This window comes from Flavobacterium sp. (genome assembly GCF_044341185.1).
Taxonomy (GTDB): domain Bacteria; phylum Bacteroidota; class Bacteroidia; order Flavobacteriales; family Flavobacteriaceae; genus Flavobacterium.
This window is the reverse complement of record NZ_JBIISE010000036.1, coordinates 1-17,328: the sequence shown is the minus strand read 5'-3', so window position 1 is coordinate 17,328 and position 17,328 is coordinate 1. Positions and strand designations below refer to the sequence as shown.

Here is a 17,328-nt window from a genome sequence, read left to right as displayed (position 1 = left end):
GTAAAAACTATTCATAAAAAAACAATAAAACGTAATAACTAAATTTTGTTTTTAAATTTAAGATTTGCATTACAAATTTTAATTTCACAGCAGTAAAAAACTTATTATTTTCTATCTTTAGTTATCAACACGTAATGTTAATTTAACATTAACTGATTATCAACTGATTATCAAAAAGTATTAACAATACCCTTTTTTCGATTGTTTTTATTAAAAACATTAAAATAAGAAACCAATAATATTTACAAATTTACTTTATGATACGCTACATATTGATTATTTTTGTAAAACAATATTAACATCACAACACACAATTATGACAATCTCAATTGGTAACGACCACGCAGGTCCAGACTACAAAAAAGCAATAGTTAACTTCTTAGAAAGCAACAATCATCAAGTTATTAACCACGGAACAGATACTTTTGAAAGTGTTGATTATCCAGATTTTGGTCACGCTGTGGCGAATGATGTTGCAAGTAAAAAAGCCAATTTTGGAATTGTAATTTGTGGCTCTGGAAACGGAATAGCGATGTCGGCAAACAAACACCAAGATATTCGTGCCGCTTTATGTTGGACGAAAGAAATTGCAGCATTAGCGCGTCAGCATAATGATGCAAATATTATTTCTATCCCTGCACGTTATACATCTATCCAACAAGCTTTGGAAATGGTAGCTACTTTTTTAAACACCGATTTTGAAGGCGGAAGACACGCAAATAGAGTAAATAAAATTGCGTGTAAATAATATTTTTTAAACATTACTTTTTAAATTCCGTCAGTTTTGGCGGAATTTATATTTTATATTAGTTTTTCACAATGACCACAATTCAATTCATACAAAACCAAACCAACATTGCTGTAAAAAGCATTGAAGCCACAATACAATTACTTTCGGAAGATTGCACGATTCCCTTTATTTCTCGTTATCGAAAAGACCAAACTGGAAATTTAGATGAGGTGCAAATTGAAACCATTTCAAAATTAAACAAGCAATTTATTGAAATTGTAAAACGAAAAGAAAGCATTTTAAAATCGATTGAAGAGCAAAACGCACTTTCAGTTGAGTTAAAATTGAAAATCGAAAACAGTTTTGATTTGCAAGAATTGGAAGATTTCTATTTGCCATATAAAAAGAAGAAAAAAACCAAAGCAGATACGGCGCGTGAAAATGGATTGGAACCATTAGCAAAAATAATTATGTCTCAACGAAATGATGACATTGAGTTTTTGGCATCGAAATATTTAAATGAAAAAGTTACCAATGAAGACGAAGCCCTACAAGGCGCTCGTGATATTATTGCCGAATGGATAAACGAAAATATTTTCATTCGAAAATCGTTACGAAGAACCTTTCTGCGTAAAGCCGAAATTATCACTAAAGTAGTTAAAACCAAAAAAGACGACGAAGCAGCTCAAAAATTTTCCCAATATTTTGATTGGTCTGAAAATGTAAGTAAAGCACCATCGCACCGATTATTAGCTATGTTACGCGCTGAAGCTGAAGGATTTATTAAGTTGAATGTAGGATTAAACGAGGAAGACAAAGACGAAGTAATTCATTTTATGGAAGACAACTTAATTAAAACCAACAACGAAAGTGGCGAACAAATTGAAAAAGCTATTAAAGACAGTTATAAAAGATTGTTAGAACCCGCTATTTCAAACGAAACGTTGCAAGAAGCAAAAACCAAAGCTGATATAAAAGCTATTGATGTTTTTGCAGAAAATTTACGTCAGCTGTTATTGGCGCCACCATTAGGTGAAAAACGCATTTTAGCTATTGACCCAGGCTACAGAAGCGGTTGCAAATTAGTTTGTTTGGATGAAAAAGGCGATTTATTAAACAACGAAACGGTATATCCGCACGCACCACAAAATGATAGCGCTATGGCGATGAAAAAAATTCGTTCGATGGTTAATGCTTACAATATTGAAGCGATTTCTATTGGAAACGGAACGGCATCTCGCGAAACAGAGTTTTTCATTAAAAAAATTGCTTTTGATAAACCCGTTCAGGTTTTTGTGGTTTCAGAAGCAGGCGCATCGGTGTACTCGGCGAGTAAAATTGCACGTGATGAATTTCCTAATTATGATGTAACAGTAAGAGGTTCGGTTTCTATTGGAAGACGACTTTCAGATCCGTTAGCAGAATTAGTAAAAATAGATCCTAAATCAATTGGAGTTGGACAATACCAACACGATGTCGATCAAAACAAATTAAAAGAGCAATTAGATTCGGTTGTTATGAGTTGTGTAAATTCAGTGGGAATTAACGTAAATACCGCAAGTAAATCGTTGTTGAGTTACGTTTCTGGAATAGGAGAAAAAATGGCAGAAAATATAGTTGCGTATCGTTCTGAAAACGGCCCTTTTGAAGACAGAAAACAACTAAAAAAAGTACCTCGTTTAGGCGAAAAAGCGTATCAACAAGCCGCGGCATTTATCAGAATTAAAGACGGAAAAAACCCGTTAGATAATTCCGCCGTACACCCAGAAGCATATGCAATTGTTGAAAAAATGGCTAAAGATTTAGGTGTAAAAACCAATGAATTAGTAGCTAACAAAGAAATAATCACACAGATTTCTCCTGAAAAATACATCACTTCAGAAATTGGAATTTTAACGCTAAAAGACGTTTTAAAAGAATTAGAAAAACCAGGATTAGACCCAAGAAAAGCCGCAAAAGTTTTCGAGTTTGACCCAAATGTTCGAACAATAAAAGATTTAAAAACTGGAATGATTTTACCCGGAATAGTAAATAATATTACTGCTTTTGGTTGTTTTGTAGATATAGGAACCAAAGAAAGTGGTTTGGTTCATATTTCTCAATTAAAAGCAGGTTTTGTATCCGATGTAAACGAAGTCGTAAAACTACACCAACACGTACAAGTAAAAGTAGTTGAGGTAGACGAAGCGAGAAAACGTATTCAGTTAACGATGGTATTATAAAAAACAAAAAATTCCAAGTTGTTAAATTTGGAATTTGGAATTTTTTTATTGGAATTTAAAAAAATTTATTCTTTAGTTTCCTCTTCTTTTTTAGCTACTGGCGTTTCGTCTTCACCTTTTGCTGCTTTTTTAAATTCCTTGATACCACCACCTAGTCCTTTCATTAATTCTGGAATTTTTTTACCTCCAAAAAACAACACAACAACAGCAATAATAATAATCCACTCTGTTCCACCAATGGCTCCTAAAGTTATATATAAAGAATTCATTTTGTTTAAATTTTAAATTTATACTACAAAGGTACATAAAAAATTAAAACACAAATAAAATTATTCTTTTTTATTGATACAACTTGTCCCGAATCTCGAGATTTACTAATTGGCACATTCGCTAATTATCTTATATTTGTATAAAATCTGGTGATTTGTCTTAAAAAAGACTAAAAACAAAACCGACAAGTATGTCAATTAAAGCAATTGCAGCTAAAATACTCGCTAAATATTCTCATTTTCAAACGCAAAAATGGGCGAACGAACCTGTTGCTAGGCAAGAAAAAGTATTTCAATCCTTATTGCATCAAGCAAAAAATACGCAATTTGGAAAAGAACATAATTTTTCGACCATTAAATCATTTGAAGATTTTGCCAAGCAAGTGCCTGTTCGAGATTACGAAGATTTAAAATCCTATGTAGATAAAGTTGTAGCTGGCAAATCGGATGTTTTATGGAAAGGCAAACCGTTGTATTTTGCAAAAACTTCAGGAACAACTTCAGGCGCGAAATACATTCCACTAACGGCAGAATCGATGCCATTTCATATTCAGGCTGCAAAAAACGCCATTTTAAGTTACATTCATGAAACGGGTAAAGCCGATTTTGTTGACGGAAAAATGATTTTTTTACAAGGAAGTCCAGAAATGGAAGAAAAAAACGGAATAAAATTAGGTAGACTTTCAGGAATTGTAGCGCATTTCGTCCCAAAATATTTACAAAAAAACCGATTACCAAGTTGGAAAACCAACTGTATTGACGATTGGGAAACCAAAGTCGATGCCATTGTAGAAGAAACATTTCATCAAAATATGACGGTGATTTCAGGCATTCCAAGTTGGGTACAAATGTATTTCGAGAAGTTAAAAACAAAATCGAATTTGCCTGTTGGCGAGCTGTTTAAAAATTTCAATTTATTCATTTATGGTGGTGTGAATTATGAACCGTATCGTGCTAAATTTGAACAATTAATGGGTAGAAAAGTAGATTCAATTGAATTATTTCCTGCTTCCGAAGGGTTTTTTGCTTATCAAGATTCGCAAACCGAAAAAGGGATGTTATTACTTCTGAATTCTGGAATTTTCTATGAATTTATAAAAGCCGATGATTTTTTCGCAGAAAACCCTAAACGTCTCACAATTAGCGAAGTAGAAATTAACGTAAATTATGTTTTAATTATTTCCACGAATGCAGGACTTTGGGCATACAATATTGGCGATACAATTGCGTTTACCTCTACAAAACCGTATCGAATTATTGTTACTGGCAGAATTAAACATTATATCTCCGCTTTTGGCGAACATGTGATTGGTAAAGAAGTGGAAACCGCTTTGCAAAACGCCGTTTCGGGAACGAATATAAGTGTTAATGAGTTTACAGTTGCGCCACAAATTAATCCAAAAAGCGGATTGCCTTATCACGAATGGTTCATAGAATTTGATTTTGAACCAGAAGATTTGGAAACTTTTGCATTAAAAATTGACACAGAAATGCGCCAACAAAATGTGTATTACGACGATTTAATAAAAGGCAATGTGTTGCGAACACTTGTGATTACGAAAGTGGCTAAAAATGGTTTTCAAAACTATATGAAATCCATCGGAAAATTAGGAGGACAAAACAAATTACCACGATTAAGCAACGATAGAAAAATTGCTGATTTTTTTGAAGTGTAAATAAAGAAATTATTAACTTTCTATATACAAAAAGCGAACGAAAACGCACTATAGAATAAATTTATTACCTTTGTTGGTTATAAAATAGAAATTAATGAGAGACATTAAAAACATTTCGCGTTCTCGGGCGCAAGAATCGTCGGCAGCCATCGAACGATTGTACATTACTATGCGACACTTATTTAACAGAGGTTTTTACAAACCAATGGGTGTTTCAGGAGAAACTTTACGTGAAGCTTTATTATCCTTAAGACCTGAAATTTATGGTTCAATCGCAGAAGAAAAAGTAGAGTTAAACGGATTATTATACGTCATTGAGCGTTTACCAGTAGGTATTGAGCAATGTCGTTATATCAATTTAACTTCGGATGAAGGCTATGCGAATTCGCACTTTAAAGCCATTGTTCCTCCAAAAAGAAGAAGAAATTGTTATCGTATAGATGACGAACAAATGAATATTGAAATTACCCGTGGCCGTTCTGATATTTATGACATTTTAACCCATTTAACGTTTATTTTTATTGAATCACATAAAATTAAAGATAGAGTTTTAATTGACGATGAAGGCTTGGTATCTCGCGATTGGCAAAAATTGGAACAATTTGCCCTTCAAACAAAAAAACTAACTCCTATAGATAGAGAAATTGCGATGTCGCACTTGTCTAACGTGTTAGGAAGAACCTTTGCAGAAGTTCAAGATATTTATGATGGTTTTGCCACCACTGAAGCACCAGAGCGTTTTTTACAAATTATATATTGGTTAGGAAAAATTGCAATTGAAGAGATTGTAGATAATAACAAGCGCACGATTACTTTCAGCCCGATTTTAAGAGAACGATTAGGGCATCATATTTATGGTGAAATTTGGGCAAATAACATCAAAGAAACCCTTAGCAAAAACAATTTATTAGAAAGACCGATTCATATAATTAGTGCGAATATGCACAGTGTAATGAATTCTGTTTTTGCACCAGCTGTTTTAGCTACAAAATACAAAGGAAAAGAAGCCTTTCTAATTTACGAAGACTTAAGTTCATCTTCACATAAAGACTTACGTAAGAAAGTAGAAGAAGTAGCTTTACAGCAAGGAATGATTTCATTACCAGACACTTCTGGAACAAATATTGATGTTCAAATTTTTGACACCGCAAAATTCGATTGGAAAAAAACCGCCTTTCCATCGGCATCTGTAAAAGAAAAACCAGTGCTTATTGTAATGGATTATGCTTTTGGCGAACAAGCGTACGAAACTATTGACGAACTTTTAAAACCGTATAAAGTTGATAAAACTAAGACGCTATTAAACGTAGAATCGGTTTCAATAATGGGAAAAGCTGGAATTTTAGAAGGAGGAAAAGGCGACATTATGATTCCTAACGCGCACGTAAATGAAGGAACGGCAGATAATTATCATTTCGAAAACGAACTTACAAAAGAAATGTTCGAAGGAAATGGAATACCCGTTTTTTCAGGACCTATGATAACGGTTTTAGGAACCTCTTTACAAAATAGAGATTTACTAAAATTTTTCCACGAATCCACTTGGGAAGCCATAGGTTTAGAAATGGAAGGTTCGTATTATCAAAAAGCCATTCAATCTGCTTCAAGAATCAGAAAAAGCATCAACACAAATGTAAAAGTAAGATATGCGTATTACGCTTCAGATAATCCTTTAGAAACAGGAAGCACTTTGGCTTCTGGAGGATTAGGAACTACAGGTGTAAAACCAACGTATTTAATTACCATTAAAATATTAGAACAAATTTTTAACGTAAACTAAGATTATGAGTACAAATTCTCAAGAGCAGGAAATAGATTTAAGCCAAATTGGAAAAAGCATTTCAAAAGGGTTGCAAAAAGTGGTAAATAGATGTTTTGACTTGTTATTTTTTATACAAAAGAAACTACTAATTGTATTTGTTTTATTGGTTATTGGAGGCGGTGTAGGTTATTATTTAGACAAAGAACCTAACTATACAAATGAAATTGTAGTGATTCCTAATTTTGGAAGCAATGAGTATTTGTATGATAAAATAAATTTAATTTCGTTAAAATTAAAAGAAAAGGACCAAGCGTTTTTCACTAAAATTGGAATTAAAAACATTAAAGATTTTATTTCTATTGAAATTCAGCATGTAAACGGTATTTATAATTTTATTAATTCAGAAAGTCAAAAAAACAATTTTGAATTGGTTAAATTAATGGCAGAAGACGGTGATTTAGATAAAATTATAGAAGATAAAACAACCAGTAAAAATTATTATTTACACAGTATAAAAATCAAAACAGCCATAGCCTACAATCAAAAAGATTTAATTGATCCCTTATTAAACTATTTACAACAGTCGGAATATTTTATTAAACTTCAGAAAATTCAACAAAATAATCTAGAAGAAAAATTAGTAGCCAACAAGTCATTAATCGCTCAGATTGACCAAATTGTTTTAAGTTTAAGTCAAAATAAAATAGGAAGCAGTGTTTCTATTTCTGAAAATACTGGTTTAAGTGATTTAATTCAAAAAAAGGATAATTTAATTCTAGAAAATCAAAAATTAGCCACTAATCGATTAGAGTTCGAAAAAATTATTAAAGACCAGGATATAGTATCAAATCAAATGAATACAAGCGGTGCAAACAATAAATTGAAATTTATTTTACCGTTATTATTTGTATTGTTGTATTTATTAGGGTATTGGTTTTCAAAAGTATATAAAAAACAAAAACAAAGAATTAAAGCATAATGAAAAACATTTTAGTAACTGGCGGAGCCGGATTTATTGGCGCAAATTTTGTTCCTTATTTTATAGAGAATAATCCTGATTATCATTTGGTAAATTTAGACGCATTAACCTATGCGGGAAATTTAGAAAACGTATCAGAAGTTGAAAATCACGAACGCTATACGTTTGTGAAAGGTGATATTGTGGATGGAGAATTCATTAAAAATTTATTTGATAAATATCAATTTCATGATGTTATTCATTTCGCTGCAGAAAGTCATGTAGATAATTCTATTTCGGGTCCTGAAGCGTTTATTAAAACTAATGTTTTAGGAACATTTAATTTATTAGACACAGCAAGAAAGTTATGGATGACGGCGCCAAATCAATACAAATCAGAATTTAGCACTTCTCGTTTTCACCATGTTTCAACTGACGAGGTATACGGAACGTTAGGCGAAACAGGTTTGTTTGAAGAAACTACGCCTTATGCGCCAAATAGCCCATATTCAGCATCTAAAGCAGGATCAGATATGATTGTTCGTAGTTATTTTCATACTTATGGAATGAATGTAGTAACTACTAATTGTTCAAATAATTACGGACCAAAACAACATAATGAAAAGTTAATTCCTACCATAATTCGCAAAGCATTAACTGGAGAAAATATTCCAATTTATGGTGACGGAAAAAACGTACGCGATTGGTTATATGTTTTAGACCATTGCAAAGGAATTGAGTTAGCATTTAAAACTGGAAAATCAGGAGAAACATACAATATTGGAGGAAGAAACGAACGTAATAATTTACAAATTGTAGACACAGTTTGTAACATCTTAAACCAATTAAAACCTAAAGCAACGGGTAAATACCAAGACCAAATAACGTTTGTAACAGACCGCCCTGGTCACGATTTACGTTATGCAATTGATGCCACAAAAATTGAAACAGAACTTGGCTGGAAAGCAGATGAAAATTTTGAAACAGGAATTAAAAAAACAATTGAATGGTATATTAACAAGTTTTAAGTTTTAGTTGAATCATTTAACTTTTTACTTTTTACTTTTTACTTTTAAATTTATGAAAGGAATTATATTAGCCGGAGGCTCAGGTACAAGATTACACCCATTAACATTAGCGGTAAGTAAACAATTAATGCCAATTTATGACAAACCCATGATTTACTATCCTTTATCAACTTTGATGTGGGCAGGAATCAACGAAATTTTAATTATATCTACACCTCACGACTTGCCTTTATTTCAACATTTATTAGGCGACGGAAGCAGTTTAGGATGTAGATTTGAATATGCTGTACAAGAACACCCAAATGGTTTAGCCGAAGCATTTATTATTGGAAAAGAATTTGTGGGTAACGACAAAGTTGCCTTAGTTTTAGGAGATAATATTTTTTATGGAACTGGATTGGCAGAATTACTTCAAGCCAACAACAATCCGGATGGCGGAATTGTGTATGCATACCATGTACACGATCCAGAACGTTATGGCGTAGTAGAATTTGATGCCACAGGCAAAGTACTTTCTATTGAAGAAAAACCAGCAGAGCCAAAATCAAATTATGCCGTTCCAGGAATTTATTTTTATGATAATTCTGTGATTGAAATTGCTGCAAACATACAACCAAGTCACCGTGGTGAATTAGAAATTACCGATATCAATAAAGCCTATTTAGAACAAGGTAAATTAAAAGTTAGTATTTTAGACAGAGGAACGGCTTGGTTAGACACGGGAACATTCCAGTCATTAATGCAAGCTGGGCAATTTGTTCAGGTTATTGAAGAACGTCAAGGACTAAAAATCGGCGCTATTGAAGAAGCAGCATATAAAATGGGTTTTATCAACGCAGAACAGTTGAAAAAACTCGCCGAACCTTTATTGAAAAGTGGTTACGGAACACATTTAATGAGTATTATTTAAGTAATAAGATTTTAGAATTAAGTATTAAGAACAAAATTAATTTCATTATTAATATTGATTTTGACATTGTAATTGATTTTTGACGTTGAACAAATGAAATTTATAGAAACTAAATTAATAGGATGTTATATCCTTGAGCCAAAAATAATAAAAGACGAACGCGGGTACTTTATGGAAAGTTTCAACGAGAAAACATTCAGTGAAGGCATTGGTCAAAAAGTAACTTTTGTTCAAGACAATCAGTCATTTTCTTCAAAAGGAGTCTTACGAGGATTACATTATCAAACTGGAGGCCATGCGCAAGCTAAATTAGTTCGAGTTTTACAAGGTGAAGTATTAGACGTAGCGGTAGATTTAAGACCTAATTCCGAAACTTACGGCCAATATGAAGCGGTTTTTTTATCGGCAGAAAACCAAAAACAATTTTTTATTCCAAGAGGTTTTGCTCACGGCTTTTTAGTGTTAAGCGAAACGGCGACTTTCTTTTACAAATGCGATAATTTCTACAATAAAGATTCAGAAGGCGGTTTGTTATTTAACGACACCACTGTAAATATTGATTGGAATTTTCCAATTGAACAACTGATTATTTCAGAAAAAGACCAAATATTACCTACTATAGAAAAAGCAAAAAAAGTATGGTAGTTTTAGTAACAGGTGCTAATGGACAATTAGGACAAGCGATTCAGTCGATTGTGGAAAAGTATCCTTCAATCGATTTTGTGTTTTGTACTTCCTTAGAATTGAACATTACGGACAAAAGGAATTGTGAAACCGTTTTCGAAAAATATAAACCTAATTTCTGTATCAATGCAGCGGCTTACACGGCAGTTGACAAAGCAGAATCAGAACCTGAACATGCGTTTGCCATCAATGTAACAGGAGCTCAAAACATAGCTGAGGTTTGTAAAACACACTACACGATTTTATTACATATTTCTACCGATTTTGTTTTTGATGCGAAATTTGTAGACGGAATGGCGTATTACGACAGCCAATTACGTTTACCACTTAAAAGTGAAAAAGGATTAACAGAAACCGACGTGCCTTTTCCAGCTGGAATATACGGTTTAACGAAATTGCAAGGCGAACAAGCTATTGAAAGCACTTGGAGAAAGCATTTTATTATAAGAACATCTTGGGTGTATTCGCAATTTGCTAATAATTTCATGAAAACCATGTTGCGATTGGCTTCTGAAAGGGACAGTTTATCAGTGGTTGCAGACCAAATTGGCACACCAACAAACGCAGTTGATTTAGCGGAATGTTTAGTAACAATTATAACTGAACACTCAAAACTGAACACTGAACACTATGGCATCTACAACTTCAGCAACGAAGGACAATGTTCTTGGTACGATTTTGCCGCAGAAATATTCAGAGTCAATAACATTTCCGTAAATTTACAACCCATACCAACTTCTGCATATCCTACACCAGCCAAAAGACCAGCATACAGTGTTTTAGATAAAAGCAAAATAAAAAGTGTTTTTGGAGTTGAGATTATGGATTGGAAGGAGAGTTTAAAAAAGGTATAATTATTCTAAAAACAAAAAACATGAAAAATAGATTATTTTTACTGATAATGGTTATAATAGGAAATCTATTAAATGGACAGTCGTACATTTTAGACGCTACTTATGGTACTCAAGGATATAAATTTAATGATAATTATTTATTAAATCCTAAAGGGCTTTTAAAGCTGAATCAATCGTATTTTTATTTTTCAACTAATGAAATTTCTAAAACGAATTATAATGGAAGTTTAGATTCGTCATTTGGAGTTAATAGTAAATTATCTTTTGATAATTCAAACGAAACCTATACAATTAATGGTGGAAAAATCATTAATAATTCAATTTATTTATTTGGTAAAATTGTAAACACAAATGTTAATTCTGAAGACGGATTTGTTTTGAAAATTTCAGAAAATGGAATTTATGATACTAGTTTTGGTTTAAATGGTATTAGCAAAATTAACTTAGGTGAAGACGAAAATATTTTTGATTTTTCAATCGATGATTCTGGGAAATTATTTTGTACAGCCAAAAAAACAAATAGCAGTTCTTCCAGAATAGTTACATTTAAATTACTTTCAAACGGTAGTATTGACACGAGTTTTGGAACAAATTCTTTCAAAGAACACATATTTAATTCTCTTGCACAATCAGGCGCAGATGTAAATAAAATAATAAAAGTTAGTGATGGTTATCTTTTAATTGGAAAGACAATACATACGGAAGTATTAAATAATTACACTTATTTCAATTCTAATATAGCAATTGCAAAAGTGGATGAAAACGGAAATTATGTTACATCTTTTGGGACTAATGGAATAAAATTGATTCATCTTACAACTAGTCTTGATTTATATTCCATAAAAGATGCTCAATTAGTGAATTCTAATTTATACATTAATATATCGCAAGCCTCTTCATTTAGTTCTCAGGGTAGATATTTAAAAAAAATAGATATCAATAATTTTCAAACAATTTTTAATGTTCCAATTTATTACGATTCCAATTTTAAATTAGACGTTAATGAAAATATTTATGTGGTTGGAATTAATAGATGTAATTCTGGCCCATGTATTAGAAGTTTTATGTTGAAAAAATTTAATTCATCTGGAAATGTGGATACAAGTTTCGCTCAAAATGGAATTTACACCTATAGTTTTCCTGGATTATCTGTAAAAGATTATCAATCTTCAGTTGTAAATTTGGAAGAAGACGGCAAAATAGTTGTTGGAGGATATGTTTTCAGAAACTATTATAATGCGAATAATGTTGTTATTGGTCCATTTTATGGTCTTAGTTCAATAAGAATTGAACAAGGAGTTTTAAATAATGAATCATTTGACTTAGATGAAAATATAACTATTTTTCCAAACCCAGTTACAGATAATTTAAATGTAATTTGCAAAGAAGAGATTAAAGAAATAAAAATCTTTGACCTACAAAATAAATTAATTTTAAAGACAAACAAATTTGATAATAATAGTTTAGATGTTAGAAAATTGGATGCTGGATTATACATTGTTGTAATTAGTACGGATAGCAATACTTACTTTAAAAAGTGCATAAAAAAATAGAAATTAAATTTCCAGCACAAATAAAAAGACCAAATGACACTGTTTTAAACAAAAGGTTTTTGGTATTGAGGTTAAAAATTGGAAGGAGGGTTTAAAAAAGGTATAATTATTTTAAAAATAAAGATTATGAAAAATAGATTATTTTTACTGATAATGATTATAATGTCAAATCTATTAAATGCACAGTCGTACATTTTAGACGCTACTTATGGTACTCAAGGATATAAATTTAATGAAAATTATTTATTAAATCCTAAAGGGCTTTTAAAGCTAAATCAATCGTATTTTTATTTTTCAAATAATGAAATTTCTAAAACGAGTTATAATGGAAATTTAGATGTGTCATTTGGAGTCAATAGTAAATTATCTTTTAATAATTCAAGTGAAACGTTTACAATTAATGGCGGTAAAATTATTAACAATTCAATTTATTTATTTGGTAAAATTTTAAATACAAACAATAGTTCAGAAGACGGATTTGTTTTAAAAATTTCAGAAAATGGAGTTTATGATGCTGCTTTTGGTTTGAATGGTATTAGCAAAATTAACCTGGGGGAAAATGAAAATATTTTTGATTTTTCAATCGACAATTCTGGAAAATTATTTTGTGCCGCAATGAAAGCAAATAGCAGTTCATCTAAAGTAGTTACTTTTAAATTGCTTTCTAGTGGTAGTATTGACACAAGTTTTGGAACAAATTCTTTTAAAGAACATATATTTAATTCTATTACACCATCAAGTTCGAATGTAAATAATGTAATAAAAGTTAGTGATGGTTATCTTTTAATTGGAAAAACAAAGCATTCTGAATCATCATCTACTTTAAATAATTTAGTAATTGCTAAAATTGACGAAAACGGGGAATATATTACTAGTTTTGCAACTAATGGAATAAAATTAATTCACCTTTCAACGAGTTTTTCAATATCATATACTATTAAAGATGCTCAATTATTTAATTCTAATTTATATGTTAATATTTTAGAATCATCATCATTTACTTCTCAGTATAGATATCTAAAAAAAATTGATATTAATAATTTCCAAATAATTTTTAATATTCCAATTTATCATGATTCCAATTTTAAATTAGATTCCAATGAAAATATTTATGTGGTTGGGATAGATAGATGTAATTCTGGACCATGTATTAGGAATTTTATCTTGAAAAAATTTAATCCATCAGGAAATTTGGATATAAGTTTTGCTCAAAATGGTACTTTCACTTATAGTTTCCCTGCGTTATTATACAAAGACAATCAATCTTCAGTTGTTAATTTGGAAGAAGACGGCAAAATAGTTGTTGGAGGATATGTTTATAGAAACTATTATGATGCAAATAATGTTGTTGTTGGGCCATTTTATGGACTTAGTTCTATAAGAATTGAACAAGGAATTTTAAATAATGAATCTTTTGATTTAGATAAAGAAGTTGAAATTTTTCCAAATCCAGTAACAGATAATTTAAATATAATTTGCAAAGAAGAGATTAAAGAAATAAAAATCTTTGACATGCAAAATAAATTAATTGTTTTGACAAATAAAGTTGAAAATAATAGTTTAAATTTGGGCAAATTAGATAGTGGAGTATACATTGTTGTTATTAGTACGGAGAGCAATACATACTATAAAAAATGCATAAAGAAATAGAAGTTTAACTTCCAAAAAACCCAAATATTTAAAGGAAAATAAGTTAGAAAATGAGAAGATTGAGAATTTTGTATTACTGGTTATTCCATTGTAAAAACAACATAAATATATTAGAATTAATTAAATTTTTATTAAAACCAAAAGTTGATACAATCGCAAAGAAATATTTAAAAGAAATTACGTTAAAAGATAATTTTTTTGAAATAACATTTAATACCATATCGAAAAAATTATACTGGCCGAGTAAATTTGATGTAAAAGGAATTAATCAAGTTACTGCAGAAACTTTTGACACCGAAGATTGGCATTACTATCAGTATAAAACTACTGAAATAGAAAAAGGCGACATACTTTTAGATATTGGAACAGCAGAAGGACTATTCCCTTTAGTGGTTATAGATAAATGTGAACATATTTATATGGTGGAGCCGAGTAATTTCTTTTGTGATGCTTTAGGGAAAACATTTTCTGATTTTTCAAGCAAAACAACTATTTTTAACAACGCAGTAGGTTCTGTTGATGACGAAGTTTATTTTAATGAAGATTCTTTAGCAGGTCAAATTTCAAATACTGAAACAGGGAATAATAAGATTCAAATTAGAAAAATTGACACCTTACTTCAAAACAAAAAAATTACATTTTTAAAAGCTGATATTGAGGGGTTTGAACAAGAAATGTTATTAGGCGCAGCAGACACAATTAAAAACAACAAACCAAAGATTGCTATCACCGTATATCATGAAGAAAACAATTCTAATGAGATTATTAATTTAATAAAAAGCTATGTTCCAGAATACAACTATTTTATTAAAGGCATTCATGGGGAAGAACCCAAACCAGTAATGATACATTTTTGGATTTAAAAAAGGACAACTTTATCTTTTACTAGAATAAACGTCATTTGAGTAACCAAAATAGTTAAATTTCGAAAAAATAAAATAAAAACGATTTAATTTCGTTATTAAATAAAAATTAATAATTTTGCAAAAAAAAACAAGGATGAGAACAAAATTTTTATTAACATGTTTAGTTTTAACATTATCTTTCGTTTCATGTAAAAATGAAGAGAAGAAAGATGGACAAGAAGTTGTTGGAGAAATTAAAAAAGAAAACCCAAAAACTTTTAAAGTAATATTTAAAGTATTAGCTAAAAAAGATGATTCATTTCATTTGTATTATTCAGAAGACGGAACATTAAATTTCCCTGAAGACACATCTATTTGGGTTCAAGTTAAAGGTAGTTCAACTCCTCAAGATGTTGTTTTTGAGATTCCAGAGGATCATATTCCAACTCAATTAAGAGTAGATTTCAATTCTGTTCAAAAAGAAGAAGAGTTGCAAATTTTAAACTTTAGAATGAAATACTTTAACAGTGAATTTACTGCTGAAGGAAAATATTTTTTCGATTATTTTGGACCTAATGAAGAAACTATTGAGTTTGTAGATAAAGACAAAGTAATTTTCAAGCCTAAAAACGTTGCAGGTAAGAGATATGCTCCACCATCTTTCTACCCTTCTGAAGTAGCAATGAAAAACAGAATTGATCAAGTTGTTAAAGCTGTAAAATAACACCATAAATAATATTAAAAAAGCTCCAATTTAATTATTGGAGCTTTTTTATTTTCAAAATAATAATTACTAGTTTTTATTTAATATTTTTTTGATATAACTGATTAATAAAGATTTATAAAAGGTAAAATAAACTAAATGTATTGGCAAAAGGTGCTTCTTAAGTTTTAATTTTCTTGCTTCATTTTGGGCATCGTATATTAAATTACTAACTCCTTCATTTAGCATATGAGCCGTTATTGTTTCAAAATATCCTGGTAAAAAAACATCTTTAGTTCTAGTATAAAACTCTAAATCACCAGCAATTTTATATTCTAAACTAAAGTCTCCAATTTTATCAAACAATTCTCTTTTATGAAATGCTCCTACTTGAGCAATATTCATATTCCTGATAATCTCTTCGTAATTAAATTTTTCCCCAACTGTTCTAACAATTATATTTTCAGAATTAATAATGTTTATTTTGGAAGAAATAAAATTAATGTTTTGGTTTATTTCAATGTTTTTATAGTATAATTCAAGTGCATTTAATTCATAAAAATCATCTGAACCTATAAAACTTATCCATTCACCTTGTGCTAGTTTTAAACCTTTATTCCAAGCATCATAAATCCCATTATCTGGTTCAGATAAATGTTTTAAAACGATATTTTTTTCGCTGAATTTTTTTTCAAAAGATTTTATTATTTCTAAAGTAGAATCCTTAGAACCACCATCAATAATTATATATTCAAAATTTATAAAAGTTTGATTTAACAGAGATTCAATAGTTTTTTTTATTGTTTTTTCACTATTATAGCTAGCTGTAATAATTGAAAAAAAAGGAGGAGTTTTAATCATTTAATAATTGAATTATTTTTTTAGACTCATATTTAAGAATTATGCCAAAAAGAAACATAAAAAAAGCTAATAAGAAAAATAAACTATTAATTCCGCCACCGTTTTTAAGCAATAGTATAGTTAAAGGAATTTTTAGTAATGCAACAATTCCCAAAAGAAAAATTTGAGACTTTAATTTGTTTATTCCATTAAAAAAGTTAGCGTAAAAAGTATAATATATTCTTCCTATAATGCCTAGGGCTACCAATAGTAATGTAAAATAAGAAATAGATTCAAAATAATAATCTCCAACCCAAAATTTTATTATCCATTTACTAATTAGACAAAATAATAAAATCAATAATATTATTACAACGAAGTTTTTTTCAAATTTTTTAAAAGTAGTAATAAACCAAGTTTTATCTTTTTCATGAAACTTCTTTGAAAAAAAAGGCCAATAAGTCGCTAATCCCGATGTGATAATCAGAAGAGGAAGTTGGAATAATTTAGTAACTATATCGTAAGAACCAGCATCTTCAGCTGAGCAATAGGAAGAGATTAAATATGGATCAGAAAAAAAAATTATGACCATAAATATCTGAATAATCATAAATTTAAATCCCTGTGAAATTATTTTTTTAGAA

The 17,328-nt window shown here is 30.1% G+C and carries 16 protein-coding genes; 13 read left to right on the top strand and 3 right to left on the bottom strand.

The genetic code is table 11. The features are described 5' to 3' along the window. The first annotated feature begins 316 nt into the window (after positions 1-316). A complete protein-coding gene (rpiB, locus tag ACIQZ1_RS08170; RefSeq protein WP_396160483.1) occupies positions 317-748 on the top strand; it encodes a ribose 5-phosphate isomerase B in 432 nt (143 codons plus the stop codon). Between the two features lie 71 nt (positions 749-819). Next, positions 820-2,952, top strand: coding sequence for a Tex family protein (locus ACIQZ1_RS08165; protein WP_396160482.1), 2,133 nt, complete (start codon positions 820-822; stop codon positions 2,950-2,952). Positions 2,953-3,017: 65 nt separating this feature from the next. Here ACIQZ1_RS08165 and ACIQZ1_RS08160 read toward each other — a convergent pair whose 3' ends face one another. After that, on the bottom strand, positions 3,018-3,221 hold the full coding sequence (locus ACIQZ1_RS08160) for a twin-arginine translocase TatA/TatE family subunit (RefSeq protein WP_396149275.1): 204 nt from the start codon (positions 3,219-3,221) through the stop codon (positions 3,018-3,020). Between the two features lie 191 nt (positions 3,222-3,412). Between ACIQZ1_RS08160 and ACIQZ1_RS08155 the strand changes: the two genes are divergently transcribed. The 11 genes from ACIQZ1_RS08155 to ACIQZ1_RS08105 all read left to right on the top strand — a co-directional run bounded on the left by ACIQZ1_RS08155 (position 3,413) and on the right by ACIQZ1_RS08105 (position 15,865). Continuing rightward, positions 3,413-4,897 carry a GH3 auxin-responsive promoter family protein gene (locus ACIQZ1_RS08155; RefSeq protein ID WP_396160481.1) on the top strand — a complete coding sequence of 495 codons (1,485 nt, stop codon included), beginning with the start codon at positions 3,413-3,415 and terminating at the stop codon, positions 4,895-4,897. 94 nt (positions 4,898-4,991) lie between these two features. Further along, positions 4,992-6,677: a DUF6909 family protein gene (locus tag ACIQZ1_RS08150; RefSeq protein ID WP_396160480.1), complete on the top strand. Its 1,686-nt coding sequence runs from the start codon at positions 4,992-4,994 to the stop codon at positions 6,675-6,677. Positions 6,678-6,681: 4 nt separating this feature from the next. After that, positions 6,682-7,638 carry a hypothetical protein gene (locus ACIQZ1_RS08145; protein WP_396160479.1) on the top strand — a complete coding sequence of 319 codons (957 nt, stop codon included), beginning with the start codon at positions 6,682-6,684 and terminating at the stop codon, positions 7,636-7,638. Further along, the gene (rfbB, locus tag ACIQZ1_RS08140; protein ID WP_396160478.1) at positions 7,638-8,645 is read left to right on the top strand and encodes a dTDP-glucose 4,6-dehydratase; all 1,008 of its coding nucleotides are present in this window, start codon (positions 7,638-7,640) and stop codon (positions 8,643-8,645) included. The genes ACIQZ1_RS08145 and rfbB overlap by 1 nt, the downstream gene beginning before the upstream one ends. A 52-nt stretch (positions 8,646-8,697) precedes the next feature. After that, the gene (gene rfbA, locus ACIQZ1_RS08135; RefSeq protein ID WP_396160477.1) at positions 8,698-9,555 is read left to right on the top strand and encodes a glucose-1-phosphate thymidylyltransferase RfbA; all 858 of its coding nucleotides are present in this window, start codon (positions 8,698-8,700) and stop codon (positions 9,553-9,555) included. Positions 9,556-9,648: 93 nt separating this feature from the next. Continuing rightward, complete coding sequence (gene rfbC / locus ACIQZ1_RS08130) at positions 9,649-10,200, top strand: dTDP-4-dehydrorhamnose 3,5-epimerase (protein ID WP_396160476.1); 552 nt, start codon at positions 9,649-9,651, stop codon at positions 10,198-10,200. Then, entirely contained in the window at positions 10,194-11,093 is a 900-nt protein-coding gene (rfbD, locus tag ACIQZ1_RS08125) for a dTDP-4-dehydrorhamnose reductase (RefSeq protein ID WP_396160475.1), read from the top strand. Before rfbC ends, rfbD begins: the two co-directional genes overlap by 7 nt. Before the next feature lie 20 nt (positions 11,094-11,113). Beyond that, positions 11,114-12,646: a T9SS type A sorting domain-containing protein gene (locus ACIQZ1_RS08120; RefSeq protein ID WP_396160474.1), complete on the top strand. Its 1,533-nt coding sequence runs from the start codon at positions 11,114-11,116 to the stop codon at positions 12,644-12,646. A gap of 126 nt (positions 12,647-12,772) precedes the next feature. Next, on the top strand, positions 12,773-14,296 hold the full coding sequence (locus ACIQZ1_RS08115) for a T9SS type A sorting domain-containing protein (protein ID WP_396160473.1): 1,524 nt from the start codon (positions 12,773-12,775) through the stop codon (positions 14,294-14,296). A 50-nt stretch (positions 14,297-14,346) separates the two neighbouring features. Further along, on the top strand, positions 14,347-15,159 hold the full coding sequence (locus ACIQZ1_RS08110; protein ID WP_396160472.1) for an FkbM family methyltransferase: 813 nt from the start codon (positions 14,347-14,349) through the stop codon (positions 15,157-15,159). Positions 15,160-15,295: 136 nt separating this feature from the next. Continuing rightward, positions 15,296-15,865 carry a hypothetical protein gene (locus tag ACIQZ1_RS08105; protein WP_396160471.1) on the top strand — a complete coding sequence of 190 codons (570 nt, stop codon included), beginning with the start codon at positions 15,296-15,298 and terminating at the stop codon, positions 15,863-15,865. Between the two features lie 69 nt (positions 15,866-15,934). On the opposite strand, the gene ACIQZ1_RS08100 is transcribed toward ACIQZ1_RS08105, so the two are convergent. Together ACIQZ1_RS08100 and ACIQZ1_RS08095 are read right to left on the bottom strand one after the other, a co-directional pair. Further along, entirely contained in the window at positions 15,935-16,705 is a 771-nt protein-coding gene (locus ACIQZ1_RS08100; RefSeq protein WP_396160470.1) for a glycosyltransferase family 2 protein, read from the bottom strand. Beyond that, on the bottom strand, positions 16,698-17,328 hold a 631-nt coding region (locus tag ACIQZ1_RS08095; protein ID WP_396160469.1), incomplete at its 5' end, for a lipopolysaccharide biosynthesis protein. The genes ACIQZ1_RS08100 and ACIQZ1_RS08095, both read right to left, overlap by 8 nt.

Coding starts and splice junctions, on each gene's coding strand:
- ACIQZ1_RS08160 (WP_396149275.1), bottom strand. CDS start 3,221: ATGAATTCTTTATATATAACTTTAGGAGCCATTGGTGGAACAGAGTGG.
- rfbD (WP_396160475.1), top strand. CDS start 10,194: ATGGTAGTTTTAGTAACAGGTGCTAATGGACAATTAGGACAAGCGATT.
- ACIQZ1_RS08100 (WP_396160470.1), bottom strand. CDS start 16,705: ATGATTAAAACTCCTCCTTTTTTTTCAATTATTACAGCTAGCTATAAT.
- rfbC (WP_396160476.1), top strand. CDS start 9,649: ATGAAATTTATAGAAACTAAATTAATAGGATGTTATATCCTTGAGCCA.
- ACIQZ1_RS08155 (WP_396160481.1), top strand. CDS start 3,413: ATGTCAATTAAAGCAATTGCAGCTAAAATACTCGCTAAATATTCTCAT.
- ACIQZ1_RS08110 (WP_396160472.1), top strand. CDS start 14,347: ATGAGAAGATTGAGAATTTTGTATTACTGGTTATTCCATTGTAAAAAC.
- ACIQZ1_RS08150 (WP_396160480.1), top strand. CDS start 4,992: ATGAGAGACATTAAAAACATTTCGCGTTCTCGGGCGCAAGAATCGTCG.
- ACIQZ1_RS08105 (WP_396160471.1), top strand. CDS start 15,296: ATGAGAACAAAATTTTTATTAACATGTTTAGTTTTAACATTATCTTTC.
- ACIQZ1_RS08120 (WP_396160474.1), top strand. CDS start 11,114: ATGAAAAATAGATTATTTTTACTGATAATGGTTATAATAGGAAATCTA.
- ACIQZ1_RS08145 (WP_396160479.1), top strand. CDS start 6,682: ATGAGTACAAATTCTCAAGAGCAGGAAATAGATTTAAGCCAAATTGGA.
- ACIQZ1_RS08115 (WP_396160473.1), top strand. CDS start 12,773: ATGAAAAATAGATTATTTTTACTGATAATGATTATAATGTCAAATCTA.
- rfbB (WP_396160478.1), top strand. CDS start 7,638: ATGAAAAACATTTTAGTAACTGGCGGAGCCGGATTTATTGGCGCAAAT.
- rfbA (WP_396160477.1), top strand. CDS start 8,698: ATGAAAGGAATTATATTAGCCGGAGGCTCAGGTACAAGATTACACCCA.
- rpiB (WP_396160483.1), top strand. CDS start 317: ATGACAATCTCAATTGGTAACGACCACGCAGGTCCAGACTACAAAAAA.
- ACIQZ1_RS08165 (WP_396160482.1), top strand. CDS start 820: ATGACCACAATTCAATTCATACAAAACCAAACCAACATTGCTGTAAAA.